This window comes from Acidovorax sp. (assembly GCF_021287135.1).
Classification (GTDB): domain Bacteria; phylum Pseudomonadota; class Gammaproteobacteria; order Burkholderiales; family Burkholderiaceae_C; genus Acidovorax.
This window is the reverse complement of record NZ_JAJTBB010000069.1, coordinates 40,912-55,220: the sequence shown is the minus strand read 5'-3', so window position 1 is coordinate 55,220 and position 14,309 is coordinate 40,912. Positions and strand designations below refer to the sequence as shown.

The window sequence follows — 14,309 nt, the reverse complement described above, 5'->3', positions numbered from 1 at the left end:
GGTGCAGGGCTGCGGTTGATCTGCAAAACCAACCATTGTAATGTGAGCCCCTTTGCGGACCCCGCCCCGCAGCCCATACAGCCCTTCGCGGCAGCGATTATTTTGCTGCAGACTGTTTCGCAAACAGGGCACGGATGGCGGCACCGTCCAGTTCTACGCCATACTTTTTGAACAGATCTTCGCGAATTTTCCTGCTGGCTTCCTGCCGACAGAAGGTGACGGCCCGTGTCGGCACGGAGACCGCTGCAGCCTCCCATGTGAGTTGCTGCGCTTCGCGTTTTTCATTGACCTTGAAAAGGTACGCAAAATCCCCCTCGCGCAACGGGCCTACCATTTCACCTTCCTTAGCAGTAGCAAGCACGCGCAACACGCTAGCATCCTCCTCAAACAGCGTAATCCAGCCGAGGTCGCCCTGCGGGTCCAGCTTGTAGATCCCCTCGGCCTGCTTTGCCACCTCCTCGAAAGTGCTCTTGCCCGTGGCAACGGCTTGCACCTCCTTTAGCAGCCAAGCAGTTGCAGGCTCACCTTCAACGACTTCACTCGCCGGCAGGATGATGCGGCTCAGCCGGGCCATCGCAGGAACGCGAAATGCCCGAGGATGCTCCTCAAAGTACTTACGCGATTCAGCCTCGTCCGCGGGGGGCTTGCAAGCCGGTGCGAGCTTGGTGTAAACCGCTTGCGCATACACGTCGTCAAATCGTAGCTCACCCCTGCCCTCGTCACGGGGCACGCCGATGGCGGCCCCCTCCAGCATCAGCGCCCGAACCAGCGCCATTTCACGCAACGTCGTCTGCACTCCCCAGATGTTCCGGCCCGACGCCCGCAGATCTACCCGCCGCTCCAGATAAACAGAAAAGTCATCCTGGGTGATCGACTCGCCGTTGGACAGTTTGACCAAGGGTTCAGCCGCCGCAGTTACAGAAGCCATGGCCGAGAAAGCAACAGCCACTGCCATACGAAACAAAGTCCCATTCTGCAAAAGTTGACGCATAGAAGTATTGAAAAAGCAAGTAATCACAAACGTTGGACCGCGCGATCCCACAATGGGCCATAGATCACATCCACGACCGCATCCGCAGAGTTGAGCACGACCATGTCGCGCTCGCCATCCCCATCCAGATCGATCAGTTGCAGGCCCGTAGAAAAACCGCTGGTCTTTATCCATCGCGTCTCCAGCACCCTGCCCTCGGGATCCAGCCGCTGGAGGTACAACTTGCCGTCCTCGCCCCAGGCGACTAGATCGTCCGCGAGAGGTGCAACCGCGACGCTGCCCGTCAGAGGGGAAGCGATCCATTGGAGTTCCCCGGTTTGCATATGGATGCGCGCATTGCGCCCTCCCGTCTCAAGGGCTACGTACAGCCACTGACCTGAAGGCGATGGGCGCACCTGGCGCGCCACAGCATCAAAGCTGGCAAGCACGCGCGGAGCTGCCAAGGGGTCGGTTTCAGACACGGCCACCACCTTGCGATCGTCCAGGCACGCGGCCGCGGTCCCTCCTCCCGAGGCCCCCGGAAGCTGAATCACCCCGACCGGATGCCATGGCGCCTCGCACCAACGAGTCCTCTTTACAGAGGCGGCCTGACGGTTGTCTTCGTACCAGTCGACCCACGCGACGTCTTTACCGCTGTAGGGCGTAGCCAACAACTTGTAGTGCCCCTGTGATGCACTGACCAGGATGACATCGCGGGGCGCAAAACCTACGTGCGCTTGGTGGACTCGCACCATGCGGCCGTTTTCAATACGGAAAAAATCCAGACTTCCCGCATTTTCCACTGCAGCTACCACCAGATCGTCTGACAGCCATTTGGCAGAATCAGGATGGTAAGCCAGGGGCTGGCGGTCCAGTAGCCGCGAGCCCCGGCCCTCAAACTGGTGCAATGCCAATCGCCCTTCCTCATGCTCAACAAGAACCAACCTGCAGCCTGAGGCCACCGTGCACCAGGCCTGGCCTCCCCATGCCATAGGCGCATCAAGGCTGATTCGGGTAGGCCCACCAAAAGGCGCTTGGGCCGCTGGGGGTAATGAATTATTGACCGGCTCAGAAACCGGGAGTGCCTGACAAGCAGCCAGCACAGAGACTGCAAGCCCCCCCAACCAACCCAAGCGAACAGAACGGAACAACTGCATAACACCTCCAGAAACCAAAAAAAATGGCGCCAAGCGGCGCCATTCTTTTTCTAGACGATGCCCCTGAGGGCATTGTCAGATTGCATATTTTTCCTTCACACCGCTGCACCAAGGCGCAGCAGTGCAAGAGAAAAATTAGTTGTGCGAACCCAGGACGGACTGCACAGCACCGAAAGCAGGTGCGCTGATCAGGCTGTACGTGAACATCGAACCACCCACGTCGTACAGAGCACCGGAAGTAGGTGCGCCGACAGCACGGGCAGCAACAGGGCTCCATTCGATGAAGCCGTCGGTGAAGTTGGCAGGACGGCCAGGAATGGTTTCGGGGTTGAAGAACGACAGTTCGGCTTCAGCCAGCGAGAAGTTCACAGACTTGCGGTTCTGTGCAGCGTCGTACATGTTGACCGTGTGCGTGCCACGGTGGCTGCCGGTCGACCACACAACGATACGGGTTTCCAGGCCAGCGTCCAGGGCGCTGTCCACAGCGTAACGCATGCTGAAAGCAGGCGTAGCGGAAGGACCGACGGGCACAGTACGTGCACCAGCAACGCTCACCAGACTGTCAGGACCCAGGTTGGTCAGATCAGCACCGGTACCCGAGAACGTCAGGTTGCCATCGATCACGGGCACGAAAGCCACGTCTTGAGCAGCGGTGTTCACATGGAACGCGCTGCCGCTGATCAGGCCGGTAGAGCCGGTGGTACCCACAACAGCGTTGCTGGTTGCGCAAGCAGCAGCAGCGCTGGATGCAGCAGTGGTAGCGCCGACGGCGAACACCAGGTAGCCACGCGTGCCAGCCAGACCTTGGCCGGATTGTTGCGACCAGATGAAGGGCTCGTAGTCCTTGTTGGTCATTGCGAAGCAACCGTCGGTGACGTGGTTGGAGTTCGCATCGAAGAAGGTCCAGAACACGCCAACCGTGCCGCCGGATTGGTTGACGATACCCACAGCGGTGGTGTCGGTGTCGCCGTTGTGGATCACGTTAGGAACCACGAAACCATTGCTGAACGTACCCACGGTGTACGCCTGCGCCACACCAGCACTCAGCGCAGCGGCTGCAACGGCTGCCATTGCAAATTTTTTCATCTTCTCAGTCCTTAGATAATTGAAGGAAGCTTTCCCACCCTGTGCGGGATCTGCAACCCATCCGTACTCCGTTTGGGTTGGTGCAATCTTATACTGATACCTTCGATTTTTTCAACCAATTTCCGCCAGAAACCCAACGCATGCTTGTTTGTTGCACTCAAACAACGAAGTGTCACTCGGGTGTTGGAAAGAACGAACTACGGCGCTGCACATGGTGCCACACGCCACCGATCTTGCGCCACTCATCTTCGACGGTGGATTCCTGCCGCCGCACTCTCAGCAGGGGCAACGAGTAGCGAGCCCACACGTTGAGGATGGCGCGGTCACCTTCAATGCTTTTCACGCCACGCACTTCCACGGCGTCAAATGCAATCCCGCCGCGCTTGAGATACGCCTCCAGGGTAGCGCTGGGATCCTTGGAAAGCTCCTCGTAGGCCCAGGCCCCGACGCGGTCATTGCTGCGAATCAGCGCCCAGTAGGCTTTGGCGCGCTGGAGCAGCGCCGCTTCACTGCCTTCGCTCGAAGCGGCAACGCCGCCGGTGGCAGCGCAACCACCCAAGCCAGTCATCAGCACGGGTGCCGCCAGGATCAGATGACGGCGGCTGATAGTTGGTGTCATGTAATGGATCTCCTGGTTGACTATCGTTTATATATATGTGTGGAGTCGGAGCAACATGCTCCGGCCCCAACGTCCCGCTTCAACGCCACGGTTGCAGCGGGGTGTCTGCCGGCTTGATGCCCATGGGCTGGGCTTGCAAGGACAGAGAACGCATGCGCTCCCGCATTTCGGCACTGGCAGAACGCAGTTGATCGTCATCTTCCAAGACACGCGGCGTCATCAAAACCAGCAGTTCTGTGCGGTCTCGCGTGTTGGTCGTGGTCGAGAACAAGGCGCCCAGCAACGGGATATCTGCCAGCCCGGGCACGCCCGAACGAGATCCACTGTCGTTTTCGCGGATCAACCCACCCAACACGATGGGTTCGCCCGAGCGTACGGCGACACGGGTCTGAATTTGCCGTGTCTGGAAAAAACGTTGTTGTGTCGCGGTGTCTGTCTCACCCACGTCGGTCACCTGTTGAGAGATGTCCAACGTGATCAACCCCCCTGCATTGACCGAGGGCGTAACGGCAAGTACCACCCCAGTGTCTTTGTAGACGATGGACTCTGTGACCAGATTGCCAGTGGTGACAGAGGTCGACGATTTGATAGGCTGCTGCCGACCGACCTGAATGGTGGCACTGTGGTTGTTCAGAACCAATAACGACGGATTGGATAGCAGCCGCACCTGGGATTTGTCACTGAGCGCATTGAGGGTGGCACGCACCGCATTTGCCTTGTTGATGATGGTGTAGGAAAAGCCCGGCTGTTTGGCCGAGATATCGCCACTCTTATTCATGTTCAGCAATGCCCGCCCCTCGCGCCCATTGCTGAGGTCGTTTTGCAAGTACCACTCCAAACCGTAGGAAAGATTGCCCGTAAGGCTCACCTCCACAATGCTGGCTTCGATCAGGATCTGCATCGGCGCCTTGTCCAGTTCGCGCAACGCCTGCTCGATCCGGCGGTATTCGGTGCGCGGCGCACGAATCAGCAGCGCATTGCGCTTCTCGTCCGCAACCACGCGCACATTGCCTTCCAACTGGCTGGTTGACGTGAGCGATGTGTTGTTCGAGGCCGTCCTGTTGCCCGTCACGCCGAACGCGGTGCCCATGGAACTGGTGCCCGACCCTGTGCTGCCGCTGTTTCCGAGCGCACTGGTATTGCCCGTACCGAGACCGCCCCCAAGACCGACCCCTTGCCCAAACTGCGTTGGCGCCGCCCCGGCTGCCACCCCCCCAGAACGGGCTGCCCCCGACTGACCGCTGAACAGGCCGTTGAGCATTTCCGCCAGTTGCAGCGCCGATCCGTTCTGCACGGGATACACGAACAGCCCGGCCTCCATGGCATCGGTGGGGCGGTCCAGGCGCCGGATCCAGGTTTCCACCTGTGCCAACAGATGGCTGCGCGGCGTGACCACCACGATGGCGTTGAGGCGTTCCACCGGGAACAGGCGAATGAGCCCGCCCAGCGGGTTGGCGATCTGGGCGCCCATGCTGCTGGCCGCGCCCGCGCCTCCACTGCCGCCCGCAACGCCAGCGGCACCTGCGGGGGCTCCGCCTGAGGACGAAGCGCCTCCGCCGCCATAGGGGTCAGACGACTTGTCATTGCCCAGCATGGCCTGCAGTGCATCGCGCACCACGTTGACATTGGCGTTTTCCAGTACGAAGACGCCCAGGGACATGCCAGAGAGGAAGTCAACGTCGAAGGCTTCCACCATTTCAAGCCAGCCGCCCAGTTGCGCCTTGCTGCCCTGCAACACCAGCAGGTTGCGCATGGAGTCCACGTAGACAATGGCTTCCCGCGGCGCCAGGGGCGCGAGGATCTTGGCCATCTCGGCCGCGGCAATGTGGTTCAGCGGCACGATGACCGTGCCGGCGCCCGCGAGGTCTTTGAATTTGGAAGACCCCACCACCGGCCGCGCGCCGATGGTGACCGTGCGTTTGGTCACGTGGTACACGCCGGCGTTGTCGCGGACGATGGCCAAGTCGTGTGGCAGGAGGACGGCGTCCAGCACGTCCAGCACCTGGCTGCGCGCCAGCGGTTGCCGGGTGCTCAGGCTGACCACGGTTTCACCGCCTGCGTCGATGGTGTAGTTCAGCTTGAGCAGGTCGCCCAGCAAGGCCACAGCCAGATTGCTGACAGTGACGTTCTCGAAATTGAGGGAAACCTTGTCGCCGCGGGCCAGGACGGGGTCCACTTTCGGTGCTACATCACCCTTGACGAACTGGTCGTTGCCCGGGAACACCTTGCTGGTGGAAGTTGTCGGCTTTTTGGCTGGGTCCTTGGCCCCGTCTTTGGCGGCGGCATCTGCCGGCGCGGGATTAGGGACTGCAGGCGCTGCAGATGCTGGCGTCACGGGGGCGGGCACTGCCGCAGGCGCCGCAGTCTTGGTATCCGCGGGGGAGGACGGCGCAGCAGCTGGCCCACCTTGCGTGCTGGCACAGCCCGAAGCCAGCAGCGCCAGCAAAAGGATGGATGGCCGAATGTTCATAGAAATTGCTCCGAAAAGGTGTACCGCAAGGGCTTACCGATTGTTGGGTGCGGGGCGGCGTGGCCGCTCTCCGACGGGGCTGCCACCGGCTTTCGCGGGCGGCGGCGCGCTCCCGGCCTCCAGTGGGCGCTCCACCCGCTGATCGTCGGCCGAGATGAAAAGTGCCTTGCGGCCGTCAAAAGAATCGATGCGCCAAGGTTTGGTGTCCGCAGTGATCTTGAGCGTGCTGCCGTCGGCCCGTTGCAACACGGCGACGCGCTCCTTGCCCGACTCGAACACCGCCGTCAGACGGGACTGCATCAGTTCCGTCACCAAGCTGGTCTTCTTCTCTTCCACGGCCACGGGGCGCCGGGCGGACCACAGCACGGGCCGTTCCACAGCCTGCTTGGCGCGGACCTTGATCGCCTGCGGCATGGGCTCGACCTTTGGAAGATCGGGCTTGCGCGGGGCGGGCGGAGACCAGCGGTCTTTTTCGGCATTCCACCAATACGCGCTGGCAGCCAACGCTGCCACACCCACAACGGGGCCCAGGTACCAGGACTTGATCATGGCTTGGCCTTTTCTGGCGCCAGCGGGGCCTCCAGTTGCAACGTCAGCCGGGCGTTCTGCGGGCCCGGCCCGGCCGCGGTGCCCTCACGCGTGATATTGGCGGTGCGCACCCAGAACGGGGGGCGGTGCGTCTGCAGGCTTTCCATGAAGCCCACCAACTTGACCCACTCGCCACTGACCGTTGCCGTCAGGCGTATGCGCGCGAGCTTCCCGCCCTCCCCGGGCTCCAGTGCCACTTGCGAGGACACGAGGGTGCTACCGGAGGCGACGATCAATTGCCGCAGTTTCTGCTGCACGTCGTTTTGCGCGGTTTCGCCCGCTGGGTGCAGCATGGGCGCCACGGCGCCACTGGCGGCGCCGAGCAGCGTCTCGATCTCCTCGCCGGCATTCACGACCCCTTCCAGCCGCTCACTGCGGGGCTCCAGCTGTTGCAGCGCGTTGTCATAGCGGACCCAGAGGGTCCGGTAGACCAGTGCCGCGCCCGTCAGCACCCCGACCAACAGTACCAGCAACAGCACGATTGAGCGGCGGCGCCACACATTCATCTTCATGGTTTTGCTCCCTCGCCGCGCCACCGCATTTCAAAGGTGAAGCGCTCCTTGTTCAGGGTTGCGTCCCGCACGCTGGCACCCGTGGCACGCACGTCGGACAGACCGGGCTGGCGCCCCAGTTGCCCGATCAGTTCGGAGGCGTTGCCCGTGAGGCCCGTCACCCGGATTTCATTGCCGTTGACCTCGATGCGGTCCAGCCAGGCGTCGGAGGGAATGGCTGTGGACAATGCCTCAATCACGCTGGCCAGCGGCAAATCCGAGTTCACGCTCTTGCGCAATTCCTCCGCCAGTTCGGCCTGATGGCGCAGTTCATCCATCTTCTGGCGCAACGGGCCCGCTTTCGGCTCAAGCATGCTGACGTGCTCCACCGCGCGCACCACAGCCTGGCGCTTCAGCACCAGGGGCATCAGCGCCGGCAGCGAGAGCGCGGCCAGCACAAGCGCTACCAGCGCCATGCCGCCCCAGTCCATCCAGCGCTGGCGCGCGTCCAGCTTGCGCCATGCTGCTGCGCGCACAGGGTATGCCCGTCCTTGGCGCACCAGGTACACCGGGGCGCTCTCCGGCAGTCCTTGCTGCTCCACCTGCTGGGCCAGGGTGTTGCGTCGGCACATGCCCCACTCGACCGACCAGCCGCCTTGGGCCTGAGGCTCGGCATGCCAAGCCGCCACAATCTGCTCCGGCGGCATGGGAGACACCCGCCACAAGGCTTCCTCGATGCCGCCAGCCAGGGCGCGCCGCGGCATGTCGGGCAGCTGCAGCGTGCCCCAAAGGCAATCCGACTCGCCCACCAGCAGACAGGAGGCCTTGCCGCTACCCGACCGCGGACGGGCGCGGGTGCCTGTGACAGACCACCGTGTGCCATCCGTGGCCACGGCCGCTGCAGACATGGCGGGCCAGGCGCCATGTTCCATCAAAACCCGCTTGAAATCGCCAAAGCCCCAGGCCATGCGGTCCAGCATGGTCTGTGCGCGAAGAGAGAGCTGCCCCCAACCTGTCATGGCTTGAATTCCTGTTCCGACTTGTTTAAGCGGCGCGTCGGCTCCAACGAGAGCATCGTCCAAGGCGTCAATCCGCCAGGCCGTTCTCCGAGGTCAACCCATGCTTCCCTTTGCCACCATCGATCCCCCTCGGTCCGGACATACGCCTTGAGGCGCATCGTCTGGCCGCCGCTCGAGCGGGCAGGCGAAAAGAACTCGGCAGCGGCTCCGCTCAGAAGCACGCCAGCCCGGTTCTCGGGTGGGGAATGTTGAATGCGCGCCCCCAAGCCAGGTTGCCCTGTGAGGGCGTCGATCAAGGCGGGGGGAGCCGAATCGATCTCGATGCGTTGCTGCCCGTTGATACCCAAATGGGGGGCGATTATCTCATACAGCTCCGGGGTCATTCCCAGCACGGAGCGCAGCTCGGAGATGTCGTCCAAGGCCCCATTTCGCGGCAGAGTGGGCCAGCCGGCCGCACGGTATTGCGCCGCCTCCGCGCCGCCCACGCCCCCCGGCGCATCGTCCGGGTCGATGAAGTCGTGCACGCGCGAGGTCATGATGGCCGCTTCGCCAGCCGACAATCCGCCTGCCCTCTGGAAGAGGGCTTGCAGCAGAGGTTCGCTGGCCACGTTCACGTCCACAAGGCCGCCCGATGGGGTGACCTCGACCCACACCTCCACCCCCCCGAAGGACTGGCGCTGGATTCGATAGTGGCTCTCCGGCCCGCGCTCCACCATCATGCGCTGCGTCGTGAGCTGGATTGCGGCATCGAGCACGGACTCCGCCCGCAGCCGCTCCAGGTCCAGCCCGGCGCGCAGGGTCTGCTGGCGTATGCCCCGTGCGCTGGCCATGACGACCAGAGACAACGCTGCCACCAGCCACAGCACCAGGATCAATGCCGCCCCCCTGCTGCGCAGGGCTTGGTTGGGTGCGGTCATCATCGGGCCCTGATCAAAGGAAATATCAGGGGTGGCCAGTCCCCCTGCGCATCGCCAATGTCCAGGCGAATGCGTGCCGGGTACGCGGGCTTGGCAGCGTCCCACTGCTGCGTCCACTGACCCGTCTGCCCGTCTTGGTAGTGCCACTGCAAGGTGCGCACATCGGCCATCAGCGTTTCACGCAAGGCCTGCTTCCAGTCCAGGTCCATGAGGGCGCCGTCATACGGAACCGCCTCCACCGACAGGTCCACGCTGCCGTTGTCGTGGCGCAAGGGGTTCATGCGGAACACGTAAAGGCCGCCCGCCTCGCCCCGCTCCGGCAGCGGGGCCACCCACAGCAGGCCGGCGGCATTGCCGCTGAAAAAGTTAACAAAAGTGTTTTCATTGCGCCGGCTCAGCAGGCGCAGGGCATCAAATTTGCGCCCGAGCCACTGGCTGACCACCAGCATGCGTTCGGTGCGCTCGACCACGCGCTGGTTGCGCTCTTCGGTCCGCCCAATCACACCGACCCCGGCAAACATGAGCGCCACCACGGCCGACGTGACGGCCAGGCCGATCAGCAACTCCAGCAGGGTAAAGCCCCGGGACGAGGTACGCGCGGCCCGGGTCATGGCGCACCCCTGTAGGGTTTCCAGGTGGTCCAGGTGGACACCGGCACGCCGTCCTTGCGGACTTCCACCGTCACCCTGGCAGCCTGCAAGGGCCCGCCGGGTGCGGGGCGGCCATCTTCTTCCATCACCGGGACCTGCTCCGGCGCCACCTGGATATGCCATTGCCACGGGCCGGACTGGCCCGAGTCCTGTCGTATCAGGTCTTCCGCGAAGGTTCCCGCCGCCAGCGCCGACCGCGCGACCAAGGTGGCTTGCACGCGCGCCTCCACATCCACCACGTTCTTGGAACCTTGCCCCACGCTGCGGTAGAGACTGGCGAGCGCAATGGAGGCGATGGCCATCGCTACCAACGCTTCCAGCAGGCTGAAGCCCCGCACCCTGCGTGCAGAAGACAGCCGTGGTGCAAGAGGCGCCCGCCACGCGGAGCCAAGGGACAGCGCAACGTTGCTCATGACTGCGCCGCGGCTGCGGTTTGCTCCAGCGTTCCGAAAAGCCAGTTCACGCGGAACGCAGTGCCCAGGGCGCCCCGCAGCACAGCGATCCGGCCGCCCCGGGCGCCGCCGTCGGAATTGAAGACAAAGATGGGCTGCCCTGCCACTTCCGGCGCATTTTGGCGCGCGCGGGTACCGCGCTCAACGGCCTGCCATTGCACGGACAAAGGTTCCGGCACCTGCAAGGCGGGAGCACCATCCACCAGAAGCTGCCGGCTGCCCGGCTCGTAGCTGACCGTGACGGGACGCCCTTCCTGCACGCTGAGCGTGCGGGCCCTGTTGAGCTGGCTGGCCACGTCCCGAACGGTCTGGCTGTACCGCGCCCGGTCCAGGTAGGCCTGGCCGCTCAGGCCCGCCACCGTGGCCGCGATGGCGGCCACCACCAGCACGATCAACAGCTCCAGCAGCGTAAAGCCGGCGCCACGGCGCTGGGACGCCCGCAGCGACGGGCGCGCGCAAAACGGACCAGGAGGCCACAGCACAGAAAAATGGCAGGAAAGAAGACTCAGTTGTAGACGTCCGAGTTTTCGCCGTCGCCGCCCGGCTTGCCGTCGGCGCCCAGGGTGAACACGTCCGGTCCGCCATTGCGGCCGGGGTTCTTGTAAAGGTATGCGGCGCCCCAGGGATCCGGCGGCAGGCCCTTCTTCACGTAAGGGCCGTTCCAGCCCTGCGCCGTGCCGGGACGTTCGGCCAGGGCCCGCAGGCCCTCGGCGTCCGTGGGGTACCGGCCAACATCGAGCTTGAACAGGTCCAGGCTCTGCTCCAGCTCCGCGATCTGGACGCGCGCCGTCTTCGACTTGGCGCCGCCCAGCTGGTCCAGCACCTTGGGACCCACCAGCCCTGCCAGCAGCGTCAAGATGACCAACACCACCAGCAATTCGATCAGGGTGAAGCCGGAAGAACGACGCACCCGCGCCGCACCGAAGCGGCCCAAACTCTTCATATTCATATCAAACTTGCTCCGAACATCCAAAATCAAATGGTCTCATTAATGGACAGCACGCCGCCCAGGATCGCAATGATGATGAACGCCACCAGGGCGCCCAGCACAATGATGATCAGCGGCTCCATGGCAGCCAGCACGCGGCCCATGGTACGCCGGCCCTCTTCTTCGTAGCGGTCGGCAAGGCCCAGCAGGGTGATGTCGAGCTGGCCCGTCTCTTCCGCCACGCGGATGAGCTGCGGCGTGCTGGATTTGCCCAGGTACGGCGATGCGAACCCGGAGGACAGTCGCTTGCCCGCCTTCACGATGCCCACCAGCGGCTCGATATCCTTGCGCAACGCGGTGTTGGTCAACGTATCGATGGCAATGCGCAATGCATCGACCATCGGCACGCCCCGCTGCAGCAGGATACCGAAGGTGCGGAAGTAGATGGCGAATTGCAGATTGCTCAGCACCCTGCCCAGCAGGGGCAGGCCCAGCAGCGTCCCATCGAGCCGCAGCCGCCCGGCCGGTGTCGCCGCCCAGCGCGAGCCCAGGAACAGCACCACCGTCAGGCCCAGGAGGATCGCCATCCAGTGCGACCGGATGGTATCGCTGAGGTTGACCACCATCCGCGTGGAGTACGGCAGCTTGTCGCCCATGGAGTCAAAGATCCCGCGGAACTGGGGCACCACAAACGCCAGAAGCAGCGTCACGGACAGCACGGCCACGATCAGCAGGATGACCGGATAGGTCATGGACGAGATGACGTAATTGCGCAGCTTGTCCTCGGCCTCCAGCTGGACCGTCAGCTCCTTCAAGACCACATGGAGCGAACCGGAGGTCTCGCCGGCGCGTATCAGCACCAGGTACTGGCGGCCCAGGTCCTGCTCGAAAGGCAGCAGGGACTGGTAGAGGGACTTGCCCCCGCGCACGCCCTCTTCCACCTTGGCGATGAAGGCCTTCAGGCGCTCGGTGTCCGCAGTCTCCTTGAGCATGGCCAGCGCCTTGTCCAGCGGCATGTTGGCCTGCTTGAGGTGGGCCATCTCCCGGCTGAACAGAAGAATGTCGCTGCGCTTGAGCTTGGCACCGCGCCGCTGTGGCTCGGCCTCGGCGGCGCCAGCAGAGTCGTCGGAGATCCGCACGGGCGTCACACCTTGTCCGATCAGCCGCAACCGCGCGGTTTCCACGTTCGCGGCGCGCACCGTCCCCTGGCAGGATTTGCCATCGGACATCACACCTTCGTATCGGAATTCAATCATGTTGACGCGCAACGCGCAGCACTTCTTCGGCCGTGGTCAAACCCTGGAAAACCTTGGTGGCGCCATCCTGCAACAAGTTCCCCCCGGCATAGGCGCCGTCCCCGCTGCCCAAGGATGAGCCCCGTTCAAGCACCACCTTTTTTACATCTTCCGTCATGACCAGCAATTCGTGGACGGCAAGCCGGCCCCGGTAGCCCGTCCCGCGGCAGGCCGGGCAACCCACGGCGCGGTAGACCACCTGCCCTTCGGGCAGCGGCAGCCCCAGCGATGCAGCAGCCGCCTGCGCCTGGTCCGGCTGCAGTGGCACCTTGCATTCCTCGCACAGCTTGCGCACCAGGCGCTGCGCCAGCACGCCGATGACAGACGCCGTGATCAGGTACGGCTCCACGCCCATGTTGATCAACCGGACGATGGCCCCCAGCGCGCTGTTGGTGTGCAGCGTGGACATGACCAAGTGGCCGGTGAGCGCCGCCTGAACCGCGATTTCAGCGGTTTCGCCGTCGCGCATTTCGCCGATCATGATGACGTCCGGGTCCTGGCGCAGGAAGGAGCGCAGCACCTTGGCAAAGGTCAGGCCGATCTGGGGCTGCACCTGCACCTGGTTCAGCCATTGCAGCCGGTATTCCACCGGGTCTTCCACCGTCAGGATCTTGAGGTTCTCGCCCTCCAGCTCCTGCATGGACGCATACAGGGTGGTGGACTTGCCCGAGCCGGTCGGGCCGGTGACCAGAAAGATCCCGTGCGGCACGCTGAGGAGCTGCCGCATCGTCTTCAACGTGGGCGGCGTGAAGTGCAGGCTTTCCAGCGAAAGCAGGTCGAAATTCTTCTCCAGCAACCGCATGACGACCGATTCGCCAAACATGGTGGGAATGGTGGACACCCGGGAGTCCATTTCCTTGCCATGCACGCGCAGCTTGGTGCGCCCGTCCTGCGGCATGCGGCGCTCGGCGATGTCCAGCTGCGACAGGATCTTGATCCGGGAGACGACGGCGGGAGCGTCCTTGTTGTCGATCTCGTCGATGGGGTAGAGCTCTCCGTCCACCCGGATGCGGACCACCGACTTTTCTTCGTAGGTCTCGATGTGGATGTCCGAAGCCTGGGCCGCCACGGCCTGCGACAGGATCTGGCTCACGCGCTGGATGATGGGCGCCTCGGACGCCATGTCCCGCAGGTGCTCGATGAACTCCGTGGCCTCGAACTGGTCCGCGACCGCATCCCCTTCGGGCTCCGATTCCTGCACATACCAGGCGTTGAGCTGGCTGGAGATTTCGGTTTCCAGGCCGAAATACAGGTTCGGAACCTGGCCAAACACCAGCCGCAGCGCATCGCGCAGGGCCGGGCTGCGGGGGTCCACCGAAGCAAAGTCCGGCAGGGCCTCGGCGTCTTCGGCTTCGCCCAGCGGCAACAGGTTGTTGGCCAGCAAGAAGCTGGTGTTCAACCGGGCGGTGGGGGGCTTTTCCTTGGGAAAAGCGTCCTGGCGCACCAGCGGAAGGCCCGCCTGGCGGGAGAGCGCCGCGTACACATCGACCTCGGACACCAACCCCAGGCTGATCAACAGCCGGCCCAGGCGCCCTCCCATGGAGCGCTGGACCTCCAGCGCCCGCTCCAGATCGTTGCGCGAGAGCTTCGCGTCCGACAGCAGCATTTCGCCCAGTTTCCGGGGCTGGTCCTGTTCTTCCATCAATTCGTTGCCTTCAGCATGTTTG

The 14,309-nt window shown here is 63.6% G+C and carries 15 protein-coding genes; all 15 read right to left on the bottom strand.

Annotation, left to right across the window (positions count from 1 at the left end; genetic code table 11):
- Nucleotides 1-97: 97 nt before the first annotated feature.
- Complete coding sequence (locus LWW96_RS16165) at nucleotides 98-991, bottom strand: peptidyl-prolyl cis-trans isomerase (protein WP_291488760.1); 894 nt, start codon at nucleotides 989-991, stop codon at nucleotides 98-100.
- Between the two features lie 23 nt (nucleotides 992-1,014).
- A complete protein-coding gene (locus LWW96_RS16160; RefSeq protein ID WP_291488758.1) occupies nucleotides 1,015-1,884 on the bottom strand; it encodes a VCBS repeat-containing protein in 870 nt (289 codons plus the stop codon).
- Between the two features lie 378 nt (nucleotides 1,885-2,262).
- Nucleotides 2,263-3,213 carry a hypothetical protein gene (locus tag LWW96_RS16155; RefSeq protein ID WP_291488756.1) on the bottom strand — a complete coding sequence of 317 codons (951 nt, stop codon included), beginning with the start codon at nucleotides 3,211-3,213 and terminating at the stop codon, nucleotides 2,263-2,265.
- 172 nt (nucleotides 3,214-3,385) lie between these two features.
- Nucleotides 3,386-3,832: a hypothetical protein gene (locus LWW96_RS16150; protein WP_291488754.1), complete on the bottom strand. Its 447-nt coding sequence runs from the start codon at nucleotides 3,830-3,832 to the stop codon at nucleotides 3,386-3,388.
- A gap of 79 nt (nucleotides 3,833-3,911) precedes the next feature.
- The gene (gene gspD / locus LWW96_RS16145) at nucleotides 3,912-6,302 is read right to left on the bottom strand and encodes a type II secretion system secretin GspD (RefSeq protein ID WP_291488752.1); all 2,391 of its coding nucleotides are present in this window, start codon (nucleotides 6,300-6,302) and stop codon (nucleotides 3,912-3,914) included.
- Between the two features lie 33 nt (nucleotides 6,303-6,335).
- Entirely contained in the window at nucleotides 6,336-6,851 is a 516-nt protein-coding gene (locus LWW96_RS16140; RefSeq protein ID WP_291488750.1) for a hypothetical protein, read from the bottom strand.
- On the bottom strand, nucleotides 6,848-7,402 hold the full coding sequence (gspM, locus tag LWW96_RS16135) for a type II secretion system protein GspM (RefSeq protein WP_291488748.1): 555 nt from the start codon (nucleotides 7,400-7,402) through the stop codon (nucleotides 6,848-6,850). The genes LWW96_RS16140 and gspM overlap by 4 nt, the downstream gene beginning before the upstream one ends.
- Nucleotides 7,399-8,400 carry a PilN domain-containing protein gene (locus tag LWW96_RS16130; protein ID WP_291488746.1) on the bottom strand — a complete coding sequence of 334 codons (1,002 nt, stop codon included), beginning with the start codon at nucleotides 8,398-8,400 and terminating at the stop codon, nucleotides 7,399-7,401. Before LWW96_RS16130 ends, gspM begins: the two co-directional genes overlap by 4 nt.
- Entirely contained in the window at nucleotides 8,397-9,317 is a 921-nt protein-coding gene (locus LWW96_RS16125; protein ID WP_291488745.1) for a type II secretion system protein GspK, read from the bottom strand. The genes LWW96_RS16130 and LWW96_RS16125 overlap by 4 nt, the downstream gene beginning before the upstream one ends.
- Nucleotides 9,317-9,928 carry a prepilin-type N-terminal cleavage/methylation domain-containing protein gene (locus LWW96_RS16120; RefSeq protein WP_291488744.1) on the bottom strand — a complete coding sequence of 204 codons (612 nt, stop codon included), beginning with the start codon at nucleotides 9,926-9,928 and terminating at the stop codon, nucleotides 9,317-9,319. The genes LWW96_RS16125 and LWW96_RS16120 overlap by 1 nt, the downstream gene beginning before the upstream one ends.
- On the bottom strand, nucleotides 9,925-10,305 hold the full coding sequence (locus LWW96_RS16115) for a prepilin-type N-terminal cleavage/methylation domain-containing protein (RefSeq protein WP_291488799.1): 381 nt from the start codon (nucleotides 10,303-10,305) through the stop codon (nucleotides 9,925-9,927). The genes LWW96_RS16120 and LWW96_RS16115 overlap by 4 nt, the downstream gene beginning before the upstream one ends.
- A gap of 71 nt (nucleotides 10,306-10,376) precedes the next feature.
- The gene (locus tag LWW96_RS16110; RefSeq protein WP_291488743.1) at nucleotides 10,377-10,901 is read right to left on the bottom strand and encodes a GspH/FimT family pseudopilin; all 525 of its coding nucleotides are present in this window, start codon (nucleotides 10,899-10,901) and stop codon (nucleotides 10,377-10,379) included.
- A 23-nt stretch (nucleotides 10,902-10,924) separates the two neighbouring features.
- Nucleotides 10,925-11,362 carry a type II secretion system major pseudopilin GspG gene (gspG, locus tag LWW96_RS16105; RefSeq protein WP_291488742.1) on the bottom strand — a complete coding sequence of 146 codons (438 nt, stop codon included), beginning with the start codon at nucleotides 11,360-11,362 and terminating at the stop codon, nucleotides 10,925-10,927.
- 32 nt (nucleotides 11,363-11,394) lie between these two features.
- Nucleotides 11,395-12,603, bottom strand: a complete 1,209-nt coding sequence (locus tag LWW96_RS16100) for a type II secretion system F family protein (protein WP_291488741.1) — start codon at nucleotides 12,601-12,603, stop codon at nucleotides 11,395-11,397.
- On the bottom strand, nucleotides 12,596-14,284 hold the full coding sequence (locus LWW96_RS16095) for an ATPase, T2SS/T4P/T4SS family (RefSeq protein ID WP_291488740.1): 1,689 nt from the start codon (nucleotides 14,282-14,284) through the stop codon (nucleotides 12,596-12,598). Before LWW96_RS16095 ends, LWW96_RS16100 begins: the two co-directional genes overlap by 8 nt.
- Between the last annotated feature and the right edge of the window lie 25 nt (nucleotides 14,285-14,309).

Excerpts from the sequence above, each read along its gene's own strand:
- LWW96_RS16150 (WP_291488754.1), bottom strand. The coding sequence starts at position 3,832 with ATGACACCAACTATCAGCCGCCGTCATCTGATCCTGGCGGCACCCGTG.
- LWW96_RS16100 (WP_291488741.1), bottom strand. The coding sequence starts at position 12,603 with ATGATTGAATTCCGATACGAAGGTGTGATGTCCGATGGCAAATCCTGC.
- gspM (WP_291488748.1), bottom strand. The coding sequence starts at position 7,402 with ATGAAGATGAATGTGTGGCGCCGCCGCTCAATCGTGCTGTTGCTGGTA.
- LWW96_RS16130 (WP_291488746.1), bottom strand. The coding sequence starts at position 8,400 with ATGACAGGTTGGGGGCAGCTCTCTCTTCGCGCACAGACCATGCTGGAC.
- LWW96_RS16095 (WP_291488740.1), bottom strand. The coding sequence starts at position 14,284 with ATGGAAGAACAGGACCAGCCCCGGAAACTGGGCGAAATGCTGCTGTCG.
- LWW96_RS16140 (WP_291488750.1), bottom strand. The coding sequence starts at position 6,851 with ATGATCAAGTCCTGGTACCTGGGCCCCGTTGTGGGTGTGGCAGCGTTG.
- LWW96_RS16120 (WP_291488744.1), bottom strand. The coding sequence starts at position 9,928 with ATGACCCGGGCCGCGCGTACCTCGTCCCGGGGCTTTACCCTGCTGGAG.
- LWW96_RS16155 (WP_291488756.1), bottom strand. The coding sequence starts at position 3,213 with ATGAAAAAATTTGCAATGGCAGCCGTTGCAGCCGCTGCGCTGAGTGCT.
- gspD (WP_291488752.1), bottom strand. The coding sequence starts at position 6,302 with ATGAACATTCGGCCATCCATCCTTTTGCTGGCGCTGCTGGCTTCGGGC.
- LWW96_RS16125 (WP_291488745.1), bottom strand. The coding sequence starts at position 9,317 with ATGACCGCACCCAACCAAGCCCTGCGCAGCAGGGGGGCGGCATTGATC.
- LWW96_RS16165 (WP_291488760.1), bottom strand. The coding sequence starts at position 991 with ATGCGTCAACTTTTGCAGAATGGGACTTTGTTTCGTATGGCAGTGGCT.
- gspG (WP_291488742.1), bottom strand. The coding sequence starts at position 11,362 with ATGAAGAGTTTGGGCCGCTTCGGTGCGGCGCGGGTGCGTCGTTCTTCC.